General features: G+C 73.1%; 17 protein-coding genes and 1 pseudogene. 11 read left to right on the top strand and 7 right to left on the bottom strand.

The window, feature by feature from the left end:
* Positions 1–28 precede the first annotated feature (28 nt).
* From ACIF8S_RS21195 to ACIF8S_RS21180, 4 genes are all read right to left on the bottom strand, one after another.
* Entirely contained in the window at positions 29–901 is an 873-nt protein-coding gene (locus tag ACIF8S_RS21195; RefSeq protein ID WP_400000825.1) for an endonuclease/exonuclease/phosphatase family protein, read from the bottom strand.
* Between the two features lie 138 nt (positions 902–1,039).
* Positions 1,040–1,975: a hypothetical protein gene (locus ACIF8S_RS21190; RefSeq protein WP_400000823.1), complete on the bottom strand. Its 936-nt coding sequence runs from the start codon at positions 1,973–1,975 to the stop codon at positions 1,040–1,042.
* Positions 1,972–2,460 (bottom strand): hypothetical protein, encoded by a 489-nt coding sequence (locus ACIF8S_RS21185; RefSeq protein ID WP_352166758.1) that lies wholly within the window; start codon positions 2,458–2,460, stop codon positions 1,972–1,974. Before ACIF8S_RS21185 ends, ACIF8S_RS21190 begins: the two co-directional genes overlap by 4 nt.
* Positions 2,461–2,463: 3 nt before the next feature.
* Positions 2,464–3,690, bottom strand: a complete 1,227-nt coding sequence (locus tag ACIF8S_RS21180; protein ID WP_400000822.1) for a macrolide family glycosyltransferase — start codon at positions 3,688–3,690, stop codon at positions 2,464–2,466.
* A 424-nt stretch (positions 3,691–4,114) separates the two neighbouring features.
* Between ACIF8S_RS21180 and aceE the strand changes: the two genes are divergently transcribed.
* The 6 genes from aceE (at position 4,115) to ACIF8S_RS21150 (ending at position 11,687) form a co-directional block, all read left to right on the top strand.
* Entirely contained in the window at positions 4,115–6,832 is a 2,718-nt protein-coding gene (aceE, locus tag ACIF8S_RS21175) for a pyruvate dehydrogenase (acetyl-transferring), homodimeric type (protein WP_400000820.1), read from the top strand.
* A gap of 107 nt (positions 6,833–6,939) precedes the next feature.
* On the top strand, positions 6,940–7,836 hold the full coding sequence (locus ACIF8S_RS21170) for an RNA polymerase sigma-70 factor (RefSeq protein WP_400000819.1): 897 nt from the start codon (positions 6,940–6,942) through the stop codon (positions 7,834–7,836).
* A 133-nt stretch (positions 7,837–7,969) separates the two neighbouring features.
* Positions 7,970–8,395: an OsmC family protein gene (locus ACIF8S_RS21165; RefSeq protein ID WP_400000817.1), complete on the top strand. Its 426-nt coding sequence runs from the start codon at positions 7,970–7,972 to the stop codon at positions 8,393–8,395.
* Positions 8,396–8,604: 209 nt separating this feature from the next.
* Complete coding sequence (locus ACIF8S_RS21160; protein WP_400000815.1) at positions 8,605–10,335, top strand: L-aspartate oxidase; 1,731 nt, start codon at positions 8,605–8,607, stop codon at positions 10,333–10,335.
* An 84-nt stretch (positions 10,336–10,419) separates the two neighbouring features.
* Positions 10,420–11,166: an SDR family oxidoreductase gene (locus tag ACIF8S_RS21155; protein WP_400000813.1), complete on the top strand. Its 747-nt coding sequence runs from the start codon at positions 10,420–10,422 to the stop codon at positions 11,164–11,166.
* Between the two features lie 134 nt (positions 11,167–11,300).
* Positions 11,301–11,687: a hypothetical protein gene (locus ACIF8S_RS21150; RefSeq protein ID WP_400000811.1), complete on the top strand. Its 387-nt coding sequence runs from the start codon at positions 11,301–11,303 to the stop codon at positions 11,685–11,687.
* A gap of 66 nt (positions 11,688–11,753) precedes the next feature.
* Here ACIF8S_RS21150 and ACIF8S_RS21145 read toward each other — a convergent pair whose 3' ends face one another.
* Positions 11,754–12,359 carry a lytic polysaccharide monooxygenase gene (locus tag ACIF8S_RS21145; protein WP_145828491.1) on the bottom strand — a complete coding sequence of 202 codons (606 nt, stop codon included), beginning with the start codon at positions 12,357–12,359 and terminating at the stop codon, positions 11,754–11,756.
* 295 nt (positions 12,360–12,654) lie between these two features.
* On the opposite strand from ACIF8S_RS21145, the gene ACIF8S_RS21140 reads away from it, so the two are divergent.
* Together ACIF8S_RS21140 and ACIF8S_RS21135 are read left to right on the top strand one after the other, a co-directional pair.
* Positions 12,655–13,497 carry an RNA polymerase subunit sigma gene (locus ACIF8S_RS21140; RefSeq protein WP_400000809.1) on the top strand — a complete coding sequence of 281 codons (843 nt, stop codon included), beginning with the start codon at positions 12,655–12,657 and terminating at the stop codon, positions 13,495–13,497.
* A 130-nt stretch (positions 13,498–13,627) separates the two neighbouring features.
* Positions 13,628–14,083, top strand: a pseudogene (locus ACIF8S_RS21135) (RNA polymerase subunit sigma-24); the annotation flags it as partial.
* 100 nt (positions 14,084–14,183) lie between these two features.
* On the opposite strand, the gene ACIF8S_RS21130 reads toward ACIF8S_RS21135, so the two are convergent.
* Positions 14,184–15,707 (bottom strand): PTS transporter subunit EIIC, encoded by a 1,524-nt coding sequence (locus ACIF8S_RS21130; RefSeq protein WP_400000807.1) that lies wholly within the window; start codon positions 15,705–15,707, stop codon positions 14,184–14,186.
* Positions 15,708–15,746: 39 nt separating this feature from the next.
* Complete coding sequence (murQ, locus tag ACIF8S_RS21125) at positions 15,747–16,697, bottom strand: N-acetylmuramic acid 6-phosphate etherase (RefSeq protein WP_400000805.1); 951 nt, start codon at positions 16,695–16,697, stop codon at positions 15,747–15,749.
* A 293-nt stretch (positions 16,698–16,990) separates the two neighbouring features.
* Here murQ and ACIF8S_RS21120 point away from each other — a divergent pair, with 293 nt between their 5' ends.
* The 3 genes from ACIF8S_RS21120 (at position 16,991) to ACIF8S_RS21110 (ending at position 19,533) form a co-directional block, all read left to right on the top strand.
* The gene (locus ACIF8S_RS21120) at positions 16,991–17,464 is read left to right on the top strand and encodes a carboxymuconolactone decarboxylase family protein (RefSeq protein WP_400000803.1); all 474 of its coding nucleotides are present in this window, start codon (positions 16,991–16,993) and stop codon (positions 17,462–17,464) included.
* Positions 17,465–17,566: 102 nt separating this feature from the next.
* Positions 17,567–18,070, top strand: a complete 504-nt coding sequence (locus tag ACIF8S_RS21115; RefSeq protein ID WP_400000801.1) for an NUDIX hydrolase — start codon at positions 17,567–17,569, stop codon at positions 18,068–18,070.
* A gap of 251 nt (positions 18,071–18,321) precedes the next feature.
* On the top strand, positions 18,322–19,533 hold the full coding sequence (locus tag ACIF8S_RS21110) for a serine hydrolase domain-containing protein (RefSeq protein ID WP_400000800.1): 1,212 nt from the start codon (positions 18,322–18,324) through the stop codon (positions 19,531–19,533).
* Positions 19,534–19,717 lie beyond the last annotated feature (184 nt).

Here is a 19,717-nt window from a genome sequence, read left to right as displayed (position 1 = left end):
CGCGCGGCGAGCGGTCCTCGTCGCGCGGTCAGCGCCTCTCGCGGGGCAGACGCAGGTCGGCGACGACCGGACGGTGGTCCGACGCGCCGGTCTCCGGGGTGCGGGCGCCGGTCACGGCCACGCCGTGCGAGACGGTGATCAGGTCGATGCGCTTCTCCGGGTCGGTCGCCGGATAGGTGGCCCCGGCGCCGGGGGCGGCGTCGCGCAGGGTGTGCCACAGCGGCGCCAACTCGGGTGCGGACGCCTCCGCGTTGAAGTCACCGACCAGGACGCGCGGTCCCCGGTCGGCGGCCAGCACCTCCAGCATGTCGTCCACCTGGGCGGTGCGGATCGACGGGTCGGCCCGGTAGTCGAGGTGCGTGGTGTAGAAGTGCGTGCGTACGCCCTTCACCCGGATCACCACTTCGGCGAAGCCCGGCGCCGGGGCGGGCACCGGGTCGGGGGTCTGGGTGGACAGCCGGGTGATTTCGTGGTTCTCGGCGTACAGCACCGGGTGGCGGCTCAGCACGGCCACCCCGTACTGCCGGCGTTCACCGCCTTCGACGGCCGGGTCGAGGTCGTAGATCGGCGCGAAGAACACCCGCATGCGCAGCTTCCCGGCGAGCGCGCGGGCCTCGTCGGCGAAGGCGCTGCGGTCGCCCCAGTGCACGTCGACCTCCTGGAGCCCGATGACGTCGGCGCGCAGGCCGCGCAGGGCGGCGGCGGTGCGGTCGAGGTCGAAGACCTGGTCCTCCCCCGCTCCCGCGTGGATGTTGTACGTCGCCACGCGCAGTGGCACGGAACCGGACGCGGGTGCATCCTCCGCCCCGGCGGCCGGTGCCGCGGTGAGCGGCAGGACGGCGGCGAGGAGCACGGCGACGGCGCGGGCGGGGCGGACGGGACGTCTGGGACCGGGCAGCATGCCTTCTCCTGTGCGCGGACGCGCTGTTGGCGACGGGGGGTGCGTCATCGCATGGAAGCACAGGCGGGGCCGGCGGCCGAGTGCCTTGGCCGATCCTTTCCCCGCGCGTGAGCCTCGCGGTCGCGCAACCCCCGTTCCTCACACCGGTTCTGACGGGCGGTCGCTTCCGGTGACCGTGCGGATGAGCGCCAGCACGGTGTCGGTCGTGTGCTCCAGGTGACTGCGGCCGTCGGGGCGGTGGCAGCGGGGGCTGATGTAACTGCGGCTGCCCAGGTGGGTGGCCGGGTCCATCCGGTGCACCGTGATCCGTCCGGCGCGCCGGGCCCGGTTCCAGCCGCTGCGCCGCAGCAGGGGCCAGCGCTGGGGGAACAGCCAGGTGCCGACCCGTTCGATCCGGTCGTGGGCGCTGGTGAGCTGGTGCAGGTGCAGGGCGTCGGTGAGGTCGTTGGCGCCGTTGTGGAAGCCGCCGAGGGTGATCAGCAGCAGCGGGGCGCGCAGTTGGGCGTGGAGTTCGGGTACGGCGCCGGTGGCGACCTGGGCGCCGCCGCTGTAGCTGAGCAGCACGACGGGGACGCCGCTGTACGGCCGGTATCCGGCCCGCCGCAGCTGGCCGGCGATCTGGGCGCCCACGGCGCGGTTGTAGAGGGGACGGTAGCGGCGGTCGGCGGCCACGAAGATCTGCATGACGTTGTGCAGGAACAGCAGCAGTCCGGCGTGCCTGCGGATGCGCACCCACACCGGCCGGTCGGCGAGGGGGGCGGCCAGCGGCGAGTACGGCTGCACCTGTCCCAGCACCCGCAGTTCCGGGGCGGCGGCGATCAGGGCCTTGACCAGTTGGCCGCCGTCGCGCGTGTCGGTGAAGCGCCGTTTGCCGATGCCGTCCAGGTAGACCAGGTAGGCGGCGGGCGGACGGTCGGGGCCGGCGCCCCGGGCGTACGGCACGCCGGGCGGGAGGTCGGTGAGGGGGGTGCGCCAGCCGGCGGTGTACAGCATCACCTCGTAGCGGGCGAGCAGCGCCTCGACGAGCAGGAGCGGCCCCAGCACCAGGGCGACGAGCGGGAACCAGGTCGTCATGCCGGCACCCCCCGCGTCCCGGTCGTGCCGATCCGCCCCACGAGTCGCCGCACCGCCTCGACGGCCGCGGCGAGTCCGACCCCGGCGACGGCCACGCAGCCCGCGGCGGCCCAGCCGCCCACGCCGCTCGCCGCGGCGACCGGGCCGACCAGCCCGGCCCCGACGCCGGTCAGCAGCATCAGATGCAGCAGCGGGCCGAGCAAGGGGAACGCGATGACGGCGCCGAGCAGCATCGGCGCGACCTGTGCGGCCGTCCAGCCGGGCGCGGCGGCGGACGCGGTGGCGTGCGGCAGCATCTCGGCGAGGGTCCATGCGGTGAGCGGCCACAGCGCGATCACCGCGCTCTCCACCGCGGTGCCGGTGAGCAGCAGCCCGGCCACGACCGGGGGCGACACCGTCCGGCGGCGGGCCACCAAGGGCAGGATCCGCCCGGCCGCCTCGGAGAGGCCGGCGAGCAGCACCAGGGCGACGACGAGGGGTGACATGGTTCAGTGCTCCCGCTCCTGTGAGGGTTCCGTCCGGGGCCCGTCCGCCGGGGCCGGCCCGCGCAGACGGGACTCGATCACGTCGGCGGCGCGGCGGTGCCCGCCGGCCCGGCGCTGGGCGGTGCGCAGGGCGGCGGCCCGTTGCCGGAAGCGCGGCTCGGTGAGCAGGCGGCGGGCCAGGGTGCGCACCGTCGCGTCGGTGGCGTCCTCGGGGCGGACGGACAGTCCCGCGCCGAGTTCCACGACCCGGCGGGCCACCTGCGGCTGGTCCGCGCCCTGCGGGACGACCAGCACGGGGACGCCCGCGTACAGGGCCTCGTTGACGCTGTTCATGCCCCCGTGGGTGACGAACAGCGCGGCCTTGTCGAGTACGTCGGGCTGCGGGACGAAGCGGCGGGCGAGCACGTTGTCCGGGAGCGCGCCGAGGTCCGCCGGGTCGGTGCGTCCGGTGGCGACGACCACGGTGCCGCCGAGCGGCGCGAGTGCGGTGGCGAACCCCCGCAGCGCCCGCGGGCCGGCGTCGAACACCGTGCCCAGGGAGGCGTACAGGACCGGGGGCCGCAGGCCGTCCAGGGGGAAGGTGGGATCGTGCGGGCGGGCGCCGACGCTGGGGCCCACGAAGCGGTAGCTGCGGGCGAAGGAGCCGGCGCCGGGCTGGAAGGCGCGGGAGGTGAAGACCAGGTTGAGCGGTTGCGTGACGTTCACCAGGTCGACCAGCGGCAGCCCGCGGGTGCGGTGGCGGCGGGCGAGCAGTGCTCGCGCCCGTGCGTAGCCCAGGAGGCTGCGGGGCCGGGTGAGGGCCTCCGCCAGCAGTCCGGCCGAGGCGCGTGTCGGGCTGGGCGCGCCGGGGCCGAACGCCATGGTGGTGAACACCGACACCGCGGGTACGCCGAGTTCGCTCGCGGCGACCGGGCCCCAGGGGCACGCGGCGCCGTGGACGATCAGGTCGGGCCGGACGTGCCGCAGGTCGCGGAGCACGGACGGCAGCAGTTCGACGGCGGTGCGGGCGAGTTGCTCCAGCAGCGTGACGGGGGTCGGCGGACCGGCCAGCGGCGGGCCGTCCCCGGGGTAGCGGTGCACGACGGCGCCGGCGGCGGCCGTCTCCTCCGCGAACGCGGCGGTGGTGTGGTACGTGACGGTGTGGCCGCGGCGCACCAGTTCGGCCACGACGGGCAGGGTGGGGTTGATGTGACCGCGCAGCGGGACGTTGAGGAACGCGATGGTGCTCACCGTGCGGCTCCCGCACCGTGGCCACGCCGGCCGCCGCGGCCGCGCCGGTCCGGCGGGCACCCGGCACCGGCGCGCCTGGGACCGGTCACGCCCCCGGGCGGCGGCGTCGCGGGCCGGGGAAGGTCTCGCAGACCCGAGCCACTCATCGTTTCGTCCTCTCTCCTCACTCGGTCGACGCGTTCGCGTTCTCCTCATGGACCGGACAGCCGTCCCGTCTGTGACAGCTCCTGCCGGGGCGGCACCGCGCGGCGGCCGGGGGACGTGTCGGGCGTCACGGCGCGCGCTGTCACAGCGGGGGACGCGGGCCGGTCGTACGGGGTGAGCGGCCGGCAGGCGCCGCCGCCGGGCAGCCGGCGGGGACGACGGGCCGCCCCGGGGCGTGTCCCCCGCGCCCCGCCCCTGTGTGACTCGAAGGAAAAGCGCCATGAGTGACCCGTTCCGGCTCCCGGAGCCCTCCGCGGCGAGCGAGCTCGACCAACTGCCCGACCGTGACGCCGAGGAGACCGACGAGTGGCGGGCGTCCCTCGACGCGGTCGTGCGGAACGCGGGTCCCGACCGGGCCGTGTACCTGCTGCGCCGGGTGCACGAGCACGCCGCCCGGTCGGGGCTGACCGTGCCCGGGCTGCTGACCACGGACCACATCAACACCGTCCCGGCGTGGGCGCAGCCGGACTTCCCCGGCGACCTCGCGCTGGAGACCCGGATCACCGCGTGGAACCGGTGGAACGCGGCGGCCATGGTGAGCCGCGGCTCCGCCGCGGGCCTCGGCGGCCACATCTCCACGTACGCCTCCGCGGCCTGGCTGTACGAGATCGGGTTCAACCACTTCTTCCGCGGCAAGGACGGCGACGGCTCCGGCGACCAGCTGTTCCTGCAGGGACACGCCTCGCCCGGCGTCTACGCCCGCGCCTTCCTCGAAGGGCGCCTCGACGAACGCCACCTGGCGGGCTTCCGGCGTGAGGCCGACGGCCACGGGCTGCCGTCCTACCCGCACCCCCGGCGGCTGCCGTGGCTGTGGGAGTTCCCGACCGTGTCCATGGGCCTCGGTCCCCTCGCCGCGATCCACCAGGCCAGGTTCAACCGCTATCTGCACCACCGGGGTATCAAGGACACCTCCGCCTCCCGGGTGTGGGCGTTCCTCGGCGACGGCGAGATGGACGAGCCGGAGTCGACCGCGGCGCTGGCGCTCGCGGCCCGCGAAGGGCTGGACAACCTCACCTTCGTCGTCAACTGCAACCTGCAGAAGCTGGACGGCCCGGTGCGGCCCGGCACCCAGATCGTGCGGGAGCTCGAGGCGCGGTTCCGCGGGGCGGGCTGGAACGTGGTGAAGTCGCTGTGGGGCGAGGCCTGGGACCCGTTGTTCCGGCAGGACACCGACGGCTCCCTGGTGCGCCGGCTCGGCGAGGTGCCGGACGCCCAGCTGCAGACGTACGCGGCGCGGGACGCCTCCTACGTCCGCGAGCACTTCTTCACCGGCGACGCCCTCTCCGGTGTCGCGGGCGGGCTCGACGACGACCGGCTGGCCGGCCTGTTCGGCTCCTCGCGCGGCGGTCACGAGCCGCTCAAGGTGTACGCCGCCTACCGCAGGGCGGTCGAGCACCGGGGAGCACCCTCCGTGGTCCTCGTGCAGACGGTGAAGGGGCACACGCTGGGCCCGGACTTCGCCTCGCGCAACGCCAACCACCAGATGAAGAAGCTGACCACGGCGCAGTTCCGCGAGCTGCGCGACCGGCTGGACCTGCCGATCCCCGACCGGGCGCTGGACGGCGGCCAGGCGCCGCTGTGGCACCCCGGCGAGGACGCCCCCGAAGTGCGGTACCTGCGCGAACGGCGCGCCGCCCTGGGCGGTCCGGTCCCCGAGCGCAGGGTCGTGGCGCGGCCCCTGCCGCAGCCGCCGCCGGGCGCCTTCGAGGCGCTGCGGAAGGGCTTCGGCAAGCAGGAGGTGGCGACCACCATGGCGCTGGTCCGGCTCGTCAAGGACCTGATGCGGGACAAGGAGACGGGGCACCGCTGGGTGCCGATCGTCCCGGACGAGGCCCGCACCTTCGGCATGGAGTCGCTGTTCCCGACGGCGGGCATCTACGCGCCCGAGGGACAGAGCTACGAACCGGTCGACGCCGGCCAGTTGCTGCGGTACCGGGAGGCGAAGGACGGGCAGCTCATCGACGAGGGCATCACCGAGGCGGGTTCACTGGCCGAGTTCACGGCGGCGGCGACCTCGTACGCCACGCACGGCGAGCCGATGATCCCGCTGTACATCTTCTACGCCATGTTCGGCTTCCAGCGTACCGGTGACCAGTTCTGGGCGCTGGCCGACCAGTTGGGGCGCGGCTTCGTCGTCGGCGCGACGGCCGGGCGCACCACGATGACGGGAGAGGGCCTGCAGCACGCCGACGGGCACTCGCACCTGCTGGCGTCCACCAACCCGGCTGCGGTCAGCTACGACCCGGCCTTCGCCTACGAGATCGCGGTGATCGTCCGGGAGGGGCTGCGCCGGATGTACGGCGAGCGGCCCGAGGACGTCTTCTACTACCTCACCGTGTACAACGAGTCGAAGCGGCAGCCGCCCATGCCGTCCGGCCCGTCGGTGGAGGAGGGCATCCTGCGGGGCATCTACCGCTACCGGGCGGCCCCGTCGCCGGAGGCCGGACCGCGGATCCAGCTGCTGTCGTCGGGGACGGCGATCCACTGGGCGCTCCAGGCGCAGGAGTTGCTGGCCTCGGAGTGGGGGGTGCGGGCCGACGTGTGGTCGGTGACCTCCTGGACGGAGCTGCGCCGTGACGCGCTGCTCGCCGACGAGGCGCGGCTGCGCGGGGAGGAGCGCGTCCCGTACGTGACGCGCGCGCTCGCGGGGGCGCCGGGTCCGGTGCTGGCCGTCAGTGACTGGATGCGGCAGGTGCCGGACCAGATCAGCCAGTGGGTCGAGCAGGACTACGCGTCCCTGGGCACGGACGGTTTCGGCCTGAGCGACACCCGGGAGGCGGTGCGGCGCCACTTCCGCGTCGACCCCGGCTCGATCGTCGTGGCGGCCCTGGACCGGCTGGCCCGCGCCGGGGAGGTCTCCCCCGCGACGGTCGCCCGGGCCCGGGCCCGTCACGGGTGGGAGAAGGGAAGCGAGACGCTGCCCGGAACCACCGGGTGACACGGTGTGCCGGGTGCGTCCGGGTGCCGTGCGGGGCGCCCCGGACCCCGGACGCACCCGGTGGAGGCGGCGCGTAGCATGGTGATCCCGGAGCCGGAAGGACGACCATGAACGCTCGGGACGAGGCGGATTCCCTTGAGCGGGCGACGAAGGACTTCCTCACGGCCCGCCCGCAGCTGTTCGGGATCGCGTACCGGGTGCTCGGCAGTTCCGCGGAGGCGGAGGACGTCCTCCAGGAGACCTGGGTGCGGTGGCAGAACACCGACCGGTCCGGTGTCAAGGAACCGACCGCCTTCCTGACCACGATCACCGCGCGGCTCGCGATCAACGTGGCGCAGTCCGCGCGGGTGCGGCGCGAGGCGTACGTCGGTCCGTGGCTGCCCGAGCCGGTCGACACCCGGCACGACCCGCAACTGGGCGCGGAGCGGGCCGAGGCGCTGGAGATGGCGGTGCTGCTCCTGCTGGAGAAGCTGAACCCGGTGGAGCGCGCCGCCTATGTGCTCCGGGAGGCCTTCGACTACCCCTACCGACAGGTCGCGGAGATCCTGGAGACCAGTGAGGCCAACACCCGGCAGCTGGTGAGCCGCGCGCGCAAGCACCTGGCGGCCGAGCGCAAGGAGCCGGTCAGTCCGGCCGATCACCGGCGGCTGCTGGAGGTGTTCCTCGCGGCGGCGCAGACGGGCGACCTGCGGGTGCTGGAGGACGTCCTGGCGGCCGACGTCGTCAGCTACGCCGACGGCGGCGGCATCCGCGGTGCCTCGCGCATCCCGGTGGTCGGACGGCCGCACGTGTCCAAGTATTTGGCCGCCTTCGCGCCCCGCTTCTGGCCGCCGGCCGCAACCCGCTGGGTGGAGGCCAACGGGCGCCCGGCCGTCCTCGTCACGGCGGGCGGCAGCCCGGTGGCGCTGCTCTCCGTCGACGCTTCCGCGGACGGCATCGACCGGATCATGTGGGTGATGAACCCGGAGAAGCTGGCGCCGTACGTGGAGTCGCTCAGCACCTGACGTCACGGCGCGCGGGTCTCCTCCGTGCGGGCGGTTCCGCGCCGCGCGGGTCCGCCCTCACGGGTGGCATGTCACAAGGGCGTGATCCTTTCGGTCTGGTGGGTGACCCGCAGGACCACCGAGAGGCAGGATCATGACCGGACGCACCGTGTCCGTCCGTGAGGGCGGGCGCCTGGCCCGTTCCATCACGGTCGGACCGCATCTGCTGACCGCGGACGAACCCGAACCGCTCAGTTCGGACACCGGCCCCACCCCCGGGGAACTGCTCCTGGCCGCCCTCGGGTCGTGCACCTCGATGGCCGTCCGCGCGTACGCGCGACGCCAGGGCTGGCCGCTCGACGACGTCGGCGTGGACGTGCGGTTCGGCCCTCGCGGCCAGATCGTCAAGCACGTCCGGCTGACCGGCGAGCTGGATCCCTCCCAGGTGGAGCGGCTGCTGAAGGTGGCCGGCCGCTGCCCGGTGCAGCGCCTGATCACGGGGGACGTGTCGGTGGCCACCGTGCCCACGGTGGTCACGACGGTGCGCCGGATCGCGGCGCCGAGGCCGCTGCCCGAGTGACAGCGGGGTGGGCGGGGCGCAGCAGATGCGCGGCGAGGCCCGCCCACGCACCCGCCGTCCCGCGCCGGACGGCGGGTGCGCGCCCCTGCACGAGTCGCCCGGGGCGCGCGGCGGGCGCATCCTGGGAGGGCGTGCGCGGCGCCGAGGTGTCACAACCCGTGCGGCCGTCCGGTCGTAGTCGGTGAAACACCTCAACGATCGGAGCAATCGTGGCTGCCACCGAACAACGTCTTGCCACCACGGTGCTGGTCATCGGCACCGGCGGGGCCGGCCTGCGGACGTCGATCGAACTGGCCGAGGCCGGTGTCGACGTCCTGGCCGTCGGCAAGCGCCCCAAGGACGACGCGCACACCTCCCTCGCCGCCGGCGGCATCAACGCGGCCCTGGCCACGATGGACCCCGAGGACAGCTGGCAGCAGCACGCGGCGGACACTCTGAAGGAGAGCTACCTGCTGGGCGACCCCCGCACCACCGAGATCGTCACCCGGGGCGCCGCGCGAGGCATCGACGACCTGGAGCGCTACGGCATGGCCTTCGCCCGGGAGGAGGACGGCCGCATCTCCCAGCGCTTCTTCGGCGCGCACAAGTTCCGCCGCACCGCCTTCGCCGGTGACTACACCGGCCTGGAGATCCAGCGCACCCTCGTCCGGCGTGCCGAGCAGTTGCGGATACCGGTGCTGGAGGGCGTGTACATCACCCGGATCCTCACCCACGAGGGCGCCGTGTTCGGTGCGTACGGCTTCGACCTGACGGACGGCACGCGCTACCTCGTCCACGCCGACGCGGTCGTCCTCGCGGCGGGCGGGCACACCCGGATCTGGCGGCGCACGTCGTCACGGCGCGACGAGAACACCGGGGACTCCTTCCGGCTCGCCGTGGAGGCGGGGGCCCGGCTGCGCGACCCGGAGCTGGTGCAGTTCCACCCGTCCGGGATCATCGAGCCGGAGAACGCGGCGGGCACCCTGGTCAGCGAGGCCGCGCGCGGCGAGGGCGGCATCCTGCGCAACGCGCTCGGTGAGCGGTACATGAGCCGGTACGACCCCGAGCGCATGGAGCTGTCCACCCGCGACCGGGTCGCCCTGGCCTCCTACACGGAGATCAAGGAGGGCCGCGGCACGGCCAAGGGCGGTGTGTGGCTCGACGTCTCCCACCTGCCCCGGCAGACGATCATGAAGCGGCTGCCACGGGTCTACCAGACGCTGCTGGACCTGCAGATGCGGGACATCACCCGCGACCCGATCGAGGTCGCGCCCACGGCGCACTACTCGATGGGGGGCGTGTGGGTCCGGCCGGAGGACCACAGCACCGACGTGCGCGGCCTGTACGCCATCGGCGAGGCGTCCAGCGGTCTGCACGGCGCCAACCGGCTGGGCGGGAACAGCCTGATCGAGCTGCTGGTCTACGGCCGTATCACCGGGCAGGCGGCCGCCGCGTACTCGGAGTCGCTGACCGCGCAGCCCCGTTCGGCGGCGGCCGTCGCCGAGGCGCGGGCGGAGGTCGACGGGCTGCTGGCCGCGGACGGTCCGGAGAACGTCCGCGCGTTGCAGCGCGCCATCCGCAACACCATGACCGAGCACGCGGGTGTCGTACGCGACGAGGAGGGGCTGCGCGCCGGGCTGGACGAACTCGCCGCGATCGAGAAGCGGATGGAGGACGTCGGGGTGCATCCGGACATCGCCGGCTTCCAGGATCTGGCGCACGCCTTCGACCTGAAGGCGGCGGCGCTGGCCGCGCGGGCCACGCTCGAGGCGGCGCTGGAACGCCGTGAGACGCGCGGCTGTCACAACCGCAGCGACTACCCGGACATGGATCCGGGGCTGCGGGTGAACCTCGTGTGGTCGCCGGCGGGCGGCGTCACCCGGGAGAGCATTCCGCCGGTTCCGCCGGAGATCGCCTCCCTGATGGAGGAGGTGTCGGCGGACGGCAAGCTCGCGGAGTGAGCGGTGCGACTCCCCTCCGCGTGGCCCCCTTTCACTCCCCCACTCTCACCATCGTCATCGTCATCGTCATCGAAAGGATTCGTCATGAAGGTCGTAGTGATCGGCGGTACCGGGCTCATCGGCTCGAAGGTCGTCGCCCTGCTGGACGCACAGGGTCACCAGGCGGTCCCGGCCGCGCCCAACACCGGGGTGAACACGCTCACCGGTGAGGGCCTGGCCGAGGTTCTGGAGGGCGCCTCGGTCGTCGTGGACGTGTCGAACTCACCGTCCTTCGCGGACGACGCCGTCATGGAGTTCTTCCGCACCTCCACCGGCAACCTGCTGAAGGCCGAGGAGGAGGCCGGCGTGGCCCACCATGTCGCCCTGTCCGTGGTGGGCACGGACCGGCTGCAGGCGAGCGGGTACTTCCGGGCCAAGCAGGCGCAGGAGGACCTGATCACCGCTTCCGGCATGCCGTACACGATCGTCCACGCCACGCAGTTCTTCGAGTTCATGAAGGGGCTCGCGGACCTGTCGACGGTCGACGGCACGGTGCGGGTGCCGCCGGCGAAGTTCCAGCCGATGGCCTCCGACGACGTGGCCGCGGCGGTGGCCCGCGCGGCTGTCGCCACGCCCGTCGACGGGATGGTGGAGATCGGCGGCCCGGAGGCGGTGCCGCTGGAGGAGCCCCTGCGCACGGCACTCACGGCCGCGGGCGACCCCCGCCCGATCGTGACGGACCCCCAGGCCGGCTACTCGGGCGCCCCCGTGGAGGAATCCACCCTCCTCCCGGGCCCCGACGCCGAACTCTCCACCACAACCTACGCGGACTGGCTGGCGACACAGCAGTAACACTCACCATTCCCCTTGGGCCCCCGCCACCGGGCGGGGGCCCAAGGGCGCGGAAAGACGCCTGACCAGGCCTGGACAGGTCTCCGGCCGGGATACTGTCGGCTGACGACCTGCACAGCTGAACGGGGGGGAACGTGGGTCAACGTGCGGCCGGTTCGCCGGGCTTCTGGGGGCGGGGCGTCGGTCCCGGTGTTCTCTTCGGCGGGCTGACCTCGGTGGTGTCCGTTGCCGTCATCGGGAGGGCGTGGGCCGCGTGTGACGTCGGTTCGGGCTCGGCGGCCAACAGCGTGACGTTGCTGTTCCTCGCGCCTCTTGTATGGGTGGCGGCCGGGACACCGTGCGGGATCCTGTACGGCGCCCTCGCGAGGCGTGGTCGCGGCACGGCCCTGACGGCGGGGGTGCTTCTCGCCCTGTCGTTCACCTGGTTGCTGGTGACGTGGCTCGGCATGCCGGACGACTACCCCGCGCCGTACTGTCCGGGCAACGTCCCGCCCTGGTGGCCGGTGTTCCTCCCGGCCTGACCCGCGCGCGGAGCGGCCCGGTCCGGTGAGCTGTTCACCGGACCGGGCCGTCGTGCGCTGGGCGGCTCAGCCGAAGTTCACGTCGCTGCACATCAGGTAGGCCTGGTCGAGGTGCGAGGCCTGCCAGATGGTGAAGACGATGTGGTGTCCGGAGTACCCGGAGGTCTGGACCGGGAACGTGATGTCCTGCGCCGGGGCGAAGCGGCCCGTCTGCGTGATGAAGTCCAGGTCGTCCCAGCCCAGCGTCTGGGTCTTGGGATCGAAGCCCTGCTTGCTCACGTAGACCTTGAAGTAGTCCGCGCCGTGGGACGCCTGGTCGTGCAGGTGGACCGAGAAGTTGTCACCGACGGTGGTGGTCTTCCACGCACCGGGCCGGTTCAGGCTCTCGAAGTTCGAGAGGTTGTTGCTGCAGAGCTTGCCGTCGGGGATCCGCGCCTCGAACTGGCCGCCGAGCCCGTCCTGCAGCATGCTCATCCAGTTCCACATCGTGTTGGGGTTGGCCTGGTAGGCCTGCCAGCACATGGGGTCCTGCTCCGCCATCGCGGGGTTCATGTGGTCGTTGCCCCACGCCTCCCAGCAGTGGTACGCGCGGGAGGCGGGACCGACGACGGAACCGTGGGCCTGGGCGGTGCCCGACCACGACAGCGCGCCGGCCACCACGGCGAACAGCATCAGGAACGCCTGGAAGACGCGACGGCGTGCCGGCCGGTAAGTACCGGCGGATAAATGCGAGTTGTGCATGGGGGGATGACTCCAATCCTGTGGGTGAAACGTGATGGGAGCGCTCCCAAAGGTAGGTGGTACGGGTGCAGGTTTCATGGACGAAACGAAACCATTTCGCGCAGAGGTCCGAAGCTCCCGCGCGGCGGGTCGACGCGTTCCCGGGTGTCACAGGACGGGCGCCTGTCCGGTCTTCCTGGTCCAGCGGTGTCCGCCGCCGGACGGGAGCGTGTGAGGGAGGTGGGGTATGAGCCGCGTCGACGAGGGCCTGCCGATCGCCGACCTCCTCGACGAGCGGCGGCAGCTCGTGGCCATGGCGCGCTGGCTCCTCGGCAGCGGCCGTGCGGCGGAGAGCGCCGTCGACGAGTGCTACCGCCGCTGGTACGGGCTGTCCGACGACGAGCGGGAAGTCATCGGGACGCCGCGCTCCTGGCTGGCCGGTGTCGTAGGCGATCTCTGTCTGTCCCGCCTGGCGCTCCCCGACCGGGACGGCGACCTTCCCGGGGCGGGCGGCGTGCCGGAGGAGGAGCCCGCCGGCCTCCGCCTGTCGGCCCTCGACTCCCTGACACCCGCCGAACGGGCCGCCCTGGTCCTCGACGACGTCCTCGGGACGGCGCGGGAAGCCGCCGCCGGCGTACGACGACAGCCGGACACCGGCCACAACACCCCGGCCGACGTTGCGGAGCCTGTCGTACGGGCCCGCCCGGCACGGACCTCGTCGGACCGGCAGCACGACGTGATGGCGCACGCGGTGCGGCGGGCCTGTGCCGAGGAGGACGAGGCACTGCTCGCGTCGCTGCTGGCTCCGGACGCGACAGCCGTCTTCGACGGCGGCGGCAAGGTACGGGCACTGGTGGGACCGGTGCACGGCGACGCCCAGGTCGCCCGCAGCGTGCTGCGGCTCCTGGCCCGGCATCCGCGCACCACCCTCGACACGCACTCCGTCAACGGGCGCACCGGTCTGGTGGTCCGCTACGAGCGGCAGGTGGCGGCGGTCATCAGCCTGGACGTCGCCGACCACCACGTGGTCCAGGTCTGGGTGGTCCTCAACCCCGACAAGCTCCGCTCCTTCAACCCCGGGCGCCCGTGAGGGCCGCCGCCCTCCCCCGACGGCCGGACCGGCGTGAGCCACGGCACACGCCGGCGGGTGTGACACCGCGCGCGCGGCCGGTGTCTCCAGGCCGAGATCCGATTCCACGACAGGAGACGTCATGGGCACCGCCGCGGCACGTCAGATCGCCTGCCGCGCGCGGCAGCACGTCAACGCCCGCCGCCCGCGCACCACGGTGTCCGCGGAGGAGACCCGGGCGGCACTGGCCTCGTTCCGGTCCGCCCTGGAGACCGGCGATCTGCGGGGGCTGCTCGACGTGCTCGCCCCCGACGTCGTCTTCGTCAGCGACGGCGGCGGGCTCAGGCTCGCGGCCCTGCGGCCGGTCGTCGGCGCGGGCAAGGTGCTCCGCCACATGGCCGGCAGCCTCGGCAAGGCCGGCGGCACCCTCACCGTTGAGGCCACCACGGTCAACGGCAACCCGGGACTCGTCCTGCGCCTGGACGGCGGGATCGACGGCGTGCTGACCGCCGGGGTGGAGGACGGCCGGGTCACGCGCCTGTACTACGTGCGCAATCCCGAGAAGCTCACCCGCGTCGAGACCGAGACCTCCCTCGCCTCGCGCTGAACGGCCCGCGGTTCCGGCCCGCCGGGCGAACGGCACCGGGCCGTCCCCTTGCCGGGGACGGCCCAGTGGGCGTGCGGTCGGCCGGGGTCCCGGCCGGGGGTCAGACCTTCTCGGCGACCCGTTCGTCCGCCGGAGCCGCCGTCGGAGCCGGCCGGTTCTCCGCCGGCGCGTCGGGCGCCGCGTTCAGTTCGGCGAGCATGGTCCTGGTGAAGCCGAACCAGTACGTCGCCACGAAGCCCGCCACGTAGCCGACGACCAGGCCGGCCGCGTAGACGGCGATGGTCTGCCCGAGGCCGTGGTTGCCGTCGAGGAGCGGGAAGAGCGCCCAGCCGGACGGTCCGATCGCGGTGGAGCCCACGTCCGTGCCCAGCTGGTTGAACAGGCCGACGAAGGCACCGCCGAACGCGCCGCCCGCGCAGGCGGTCACGAAGGGGCGGCCGAGGGGCAGGGAGACGCCGTAGATCAGCGGCTCGCCGACACCGAGGAAGCCCGGCCACAGCGCGGACTTGATGGTCGTGCGGATCGAGGTGTTGCGGGGCAGCCGGAAGTAGATCGCGACAGCCGCGCCGACCTGTCCCGCACCCGCCATGGCGAGGATAGGCAGCAGGACGGTGAAGCCTTGGCCCTCGATCAGCGTCGTGTGGATGGGGATCAGCGCCTGGTGGAGGCCCAGCATCACCAGCGGCAGGAACAGACCACCGAGGAGGAAGCCGGCGCCCGCGCCGCCGTGGGTCAGCAGCCAGTCGGCGGCGTCACCGATCCAGGTCGACACCTCACCGGCCAGGAACATCAGCCCGAACAAGGTCGCGAGACCGGAGACCAGCACCGTGACGGTGGGGGTGACCAGTACGTCGACGGACTCGGGGACCCAGCGCCGGCACCGCTTCTCGACGTAGACGGCGAGGCAGGCCGCGCCCAGCGCGCCGAGCACACCGCCCTGGCCCGGCGACAGGTGCTGGCCGAACGCCTCGACGTCGGCCACCTTGGCGTAGACGATGATCGACGCGACGGCGCCGCCGAGGATCGGGGTGCCGCCGAACTCCTTGGCGGTGTTGTAGCCGACGAAGACGGCGATCAGCGCCATGAAGCCGGAGGCGATGGCGGCCAGCGCCGGGGTGACGGCGGGCAGCCACTCCAGGTTGACGAGCAGGCCGTTGAGGCCCGCGATGATGCCGCAGCCGATGAGCGCGGGGATCAGCGGCACGAAGATGTTCGCGATGCGCCGCAGGAACAGCTTGAACGGCGTGGCGTTCTTCGCCTTCCGCTCCGCCCGGAGCGCCGCGCCCTGCGCCGCCAGCTCCTCGGCGGTGACGGGGTCGGCCCCGCCCGCGGGAGCGGCGGGCTCCTCGGGGGCGTCGGCGCGCCCCTCCTCGACCAGGGCTTCGAACTCGGGGGTGACACGGGCGACGGTGCCCGGGCCCAGCACGATCTGGTAGGTGTCGTCCTCGACGACCCCCATGACCGCCGGCAGTGCCTTGAGTGCTTCCTCCTGTACCAGGGACCGGTCGCGCAGCCCCAGCCGCAGCCGGGTCATGCAGTGGGCCACCGACGTCACGTTCCCCGCGCCTCCGACGAGGGGAAGGATGGCGGCAGCAGTGGCGCGATGCTTGTTCTCTTCGCTCATGGTGCGGTCATGCCTTGCTGTGAGGTGGGGCAGGCCGCGTCAGGCGGCTGCGGCTTCCAGGGCCTTGCGCAGGTGCCCGTGGGCGTCCTGCAGCAGGCGGGCTGCGGTGGGGGCGTCGACGGACGCCAGGAGGGTGAGGATGGAGTTCTTCACCTCTCCCTCGTTGTCGGCCAGCGCGGTCTCGACGGACTCGTCGCGGGCGCCGGTGGCGAGGGAGACGATGCGGTGGGCGCGCGCCCTGAGCTTCTCGTTGGAGGCCCGGACGTCGACCATCAGGTTCCCGTAGGTCTTGCCCAGCTTGATCATGGTGATGGTCGAGATCATGTTGAGCACGAGCTTCTGCGCCGTGCCCGCCTTGAGCCGGGTCGAGCCCGTCAGCGTCTCGGGGCCGACGACCACCTCGATGCCGTGGTCGGCGGCGGCGGCGAGCGCGCTGCCCTCGTTGCAGGACAGGCCGACGGTGAGCGCGCCAAGAGCGCGGGCGTGCCGGACCGCCGCGACGGCGTACGGGGTGCGGCCGGAGGCGGAGATGCCGACGACCACGTCGTCGGCGGTCAGGGCCAGGGCGTCGAGGTTCTCGCGGGCGGCGTCCTCACGGTCCTCGGCGCCCTCGACGGCGTTGACCACGGCGGTCGGACCGCCCGCGATCAGGCCCACGACCTGCGCGGGGTCGGTGTTGAAGGTGGGCGGGCACTCGGAGGCGTCGAGGATGCCGAGCCGGCCGGCCGTGCCCGCGCCGGCGTAGACGAGCCGGCCGCCGCGGGCCATCCGCTCGGCGACGCCGTCGATCGCGGCGGCGATCTGCGGCAGCCGGGCGGCGACGGCCGTGGTGACGGTGGCGTCCTCCGCGTTCATGAAGCGGGCGATGTCGAGGGTGGGCAGGCGGTCGATGTCCGCCAGCTCGGGGCGGTGGGCCTCCGTGGTCATGGTGGCCAGTTGCTCACGCAACCGGCCGTTCTCCACGGCGTCTGCGGCGGGCACGACGTTCACACTCCTCGGTGTCGAAATTTACTTTCGGCGACTGGCTTGAGCCTGAAAGATATTTTCAGCCATGGCACGCGTCAAGGGTCGCCAGGCAAAGGTCCGATCACGACTCCGGCCGTTACCTGGGCACCCTCGCGGTGGGCGCCCCCCGCCCCGGCGTCCCCTTCCAGCCTCGCCAACGCATGCCCCACCCCTACAAGCCCGGACTCGGTGACGTGCATCACATCGCAGGGCGGTCACAGGTCCGGTGCCTGCCCGGTCAACGGAGTGCAACCGCATCTTGGAGGGTGAGGCAGACCATGGACGCTCGAATCGACTTCTTCGGCAACGCGCTCGCGGGGAAGGTGCTCCGGCACATCAACTCGGCGAACAAGGCGGTGCACGACTCGCCGCTGCCCGTCGCGACCCAGGAGCTGGTGAAGATCCGCGCCAGCCAGATCAACGGCTGCGGTTTCTGCACCGACATGCACACCAAGGACGCCACCGCCGCGGGCGAGACCCAGCAGCGCCTCAACCTGGTCGCCGCCTGGCGCGAGGCCACGGTCTTCACCGACGCCGAGCGCGCCGCGCTCGAACTGGCCGAGGAGGGCACGCGGATCGCGGACGCCGCCGGCGGGGTGAGCGACGAGGTATGGGCGCGCGCCGCCAAGCACTACGACGAGGAGCAGCTCGCCGCGCTGATCTCCCTGATCGCGATCATCAACGCCTACAACCGCATCAACGTCATCAACCAGCAGCCCGCCGGCGACTACCAGCCCGGCCAGTTCGGCTGACCCCCTGGCCACTGGCCCGTGGCCCCTGGCCCCGGCTCCCGACCCCCACGGACACCGTGGGGGTCGTGTCTCCCCTCCCCCGCGAGGGTGTAGAAGGGACCGGTGAACAGGACTGAACACGCCGCCGAGCGTCCCGAGCGCGCCCGCCCCGCGCCCCACAGCATGACGGGGGTGGGCGTCGCCGTCCTCGACGACGCCGGGCGCGTCCTGCTCGGTCTCGGTCACGACGGCCGGTGGGAGCTGCCGGGCGGCAAGGTGGACCCGGGCGAGGACTTCGAGACCGCCGCCGCGCGGGAACTGGCGGAGGAGACCGGGCTGTCCGTGCCGGTGACGGCCGTACGGGTCCTGGCGGTCGTGGTGGACGGCCTCCAGGGGCTGACCCGGGTCACGGCCGCGGCGGTCGCCGAGGGAGCGGCGGGCACGCCCGTGGTCACCGAGCCGGACAAGATCGTGCGCTGGGAGTGGTTCCCGCGCGGCGAGGTGCCGTCCGCGCTGTTCGGCCCTTCGGCCTCGGTGCTGGACTGCGTATGGCCGGCGCCGGCTCCCCGCGGGGCGGCGGGAACGCGTCACTACCGGATCGGCGGGGGCACGCCCGAGCGGCAGTGAACGGCTGTCCCGGCACGGAGCGGGGGACACATCGGTGCCGCTTTCCCCTGGTCCGGGGCTCACCCACGAGAACCGGCCAACCGGCGCGGCGGTACGTCGTTCCCCGGATCACCGTGACGCGGGTGGACTACGATGCAGACGTTGCCGCCGTGGCCTTCTGTGACTCAGTCAACTTCCCTCTGACCAGGGGTAGTTGCTTCGACGCTCCGGCCGCAGGCGCCTGCCCGTCCCCCACACCCAGGAAGATGCGGATGCGGATCAAAGACGTGAGCGTCGTGCTCGCCGGCTCCACCCTGATCGTCACACTGGCGGCCTCCCCCGCCCTCGCCGACTCCCCTTCCCTGCCCGCGCCCGATCTCGCCGCCGTGGCCGCGGTGCACGAGAAGGCGCTGGCCCAGGGCGCTCCCGGCGCCCTGACCCGGATCGACGAGGGCCGCAGGAGTTACCACGTCGCCACGGGTGAGGCCGACACCGCCGCCCACACGCCGATGGACACCGGGCGGCGGTTCCGGGTGGGCAGTGTCAGCAAGACCTTCACCACGGTGGTGCTGCTCCAGCTGGTGGCCGAGGGGCGGATCGACCTGGACGCCCCCGCCAACCGCTACCTGCCGCAGCCGCTGCCCGACGACCGCATCACGGTGCGTCATCTGCTCAGCCACCGCAGCGGGTTGTACGACTACACGAACGACATGTTCTACAACACCGTGCCGGGCTTCGAGGCGGTGCGCACCAAGGTCTTCAGCTACCAGGAGCTCATCGACCTGTCGACCGAGCGGCCGCTGAACAACACGCCGGGCGCCGCCTACAGCTACTCCAACACGAACTTCGTCGTCATCGGCGCGCTCGTCGAGCACGTCACGGGGACTCCGATCGCCACCCACTACCAGAAGCGCATCTTCAAGCCGCTGGGACTGAGGAACACGTCGTACGTCCACCCGCGGACGACCATCTCCGGTACGTACGCCCGTGGTTACCTCCGTCAGGACGACACCACGCTGCCGCTGGTCGACTCCACCGAGCAGACCGTCTCCTGGGCGCAGTCCGCGGGCGCGGTCATCTCCGACGCCAGGGACCTCAACCGGTTCTTCTCCGCGCTGCTGTCCGGAAAGCTGCTGCCCGCCGAGCAGTTGGACGAGATGACCACCATGGTCCCGGTCACCGCGGACGGCAAGCAGTCCTACGGGCTGGGGCTGCGCGGCCGGACGCTGTCCTGCGGCACCACCGTCTACGGGCACACGGGCACCGTGCAGGGCTACTACACGTACGCCTTCACCACGAGCGACGGCCGCCGCAGCATGGCCTCGCTGGCCAACACATCGAACAACGGCACGGTGAACACCACGCTGGGCGCCACGCTGGACGCCTCGTTCTGCGGCACCGACCCGGCCGCGGCCGTCCGGCGTGCCGCCGCGCCCGCCGGCCGGTTCACCGAGGACATCGCCCCGCAGGTCGCCCGCGACTGACAGACCGGCCGTGGGGGGGGGGGGGGGGGGGGGGGGGGGGGGGGGGGGGGGGGGGGGCGCCCCCCGGGCCCCCCCCCCGGGGGGGGGGCCCCCCGGGGGGCGGGGGGGGGGGGGGGGCGGGGGGGGGGGGAGCGCGCCGTTCCCCGCGCCCCTTCAGCGGGTCAGGTGTTGTCCAGGCCAGGTG

This window comes from Streptomyces sp. NPDC085937, from assembly GCF_044540535.1.
In the GTDB taxonomy this organism is placed as follows: domain Bacteria; phylum Actinomycetota; class Actinomycetes; order Streptomycetales; family Streptomycetaceae; genus Streptomyces.
Note: the sequence above shows the minus strand (reverse complement) of the source record. Positions and strands in the feature narration are given on the sequence as shown.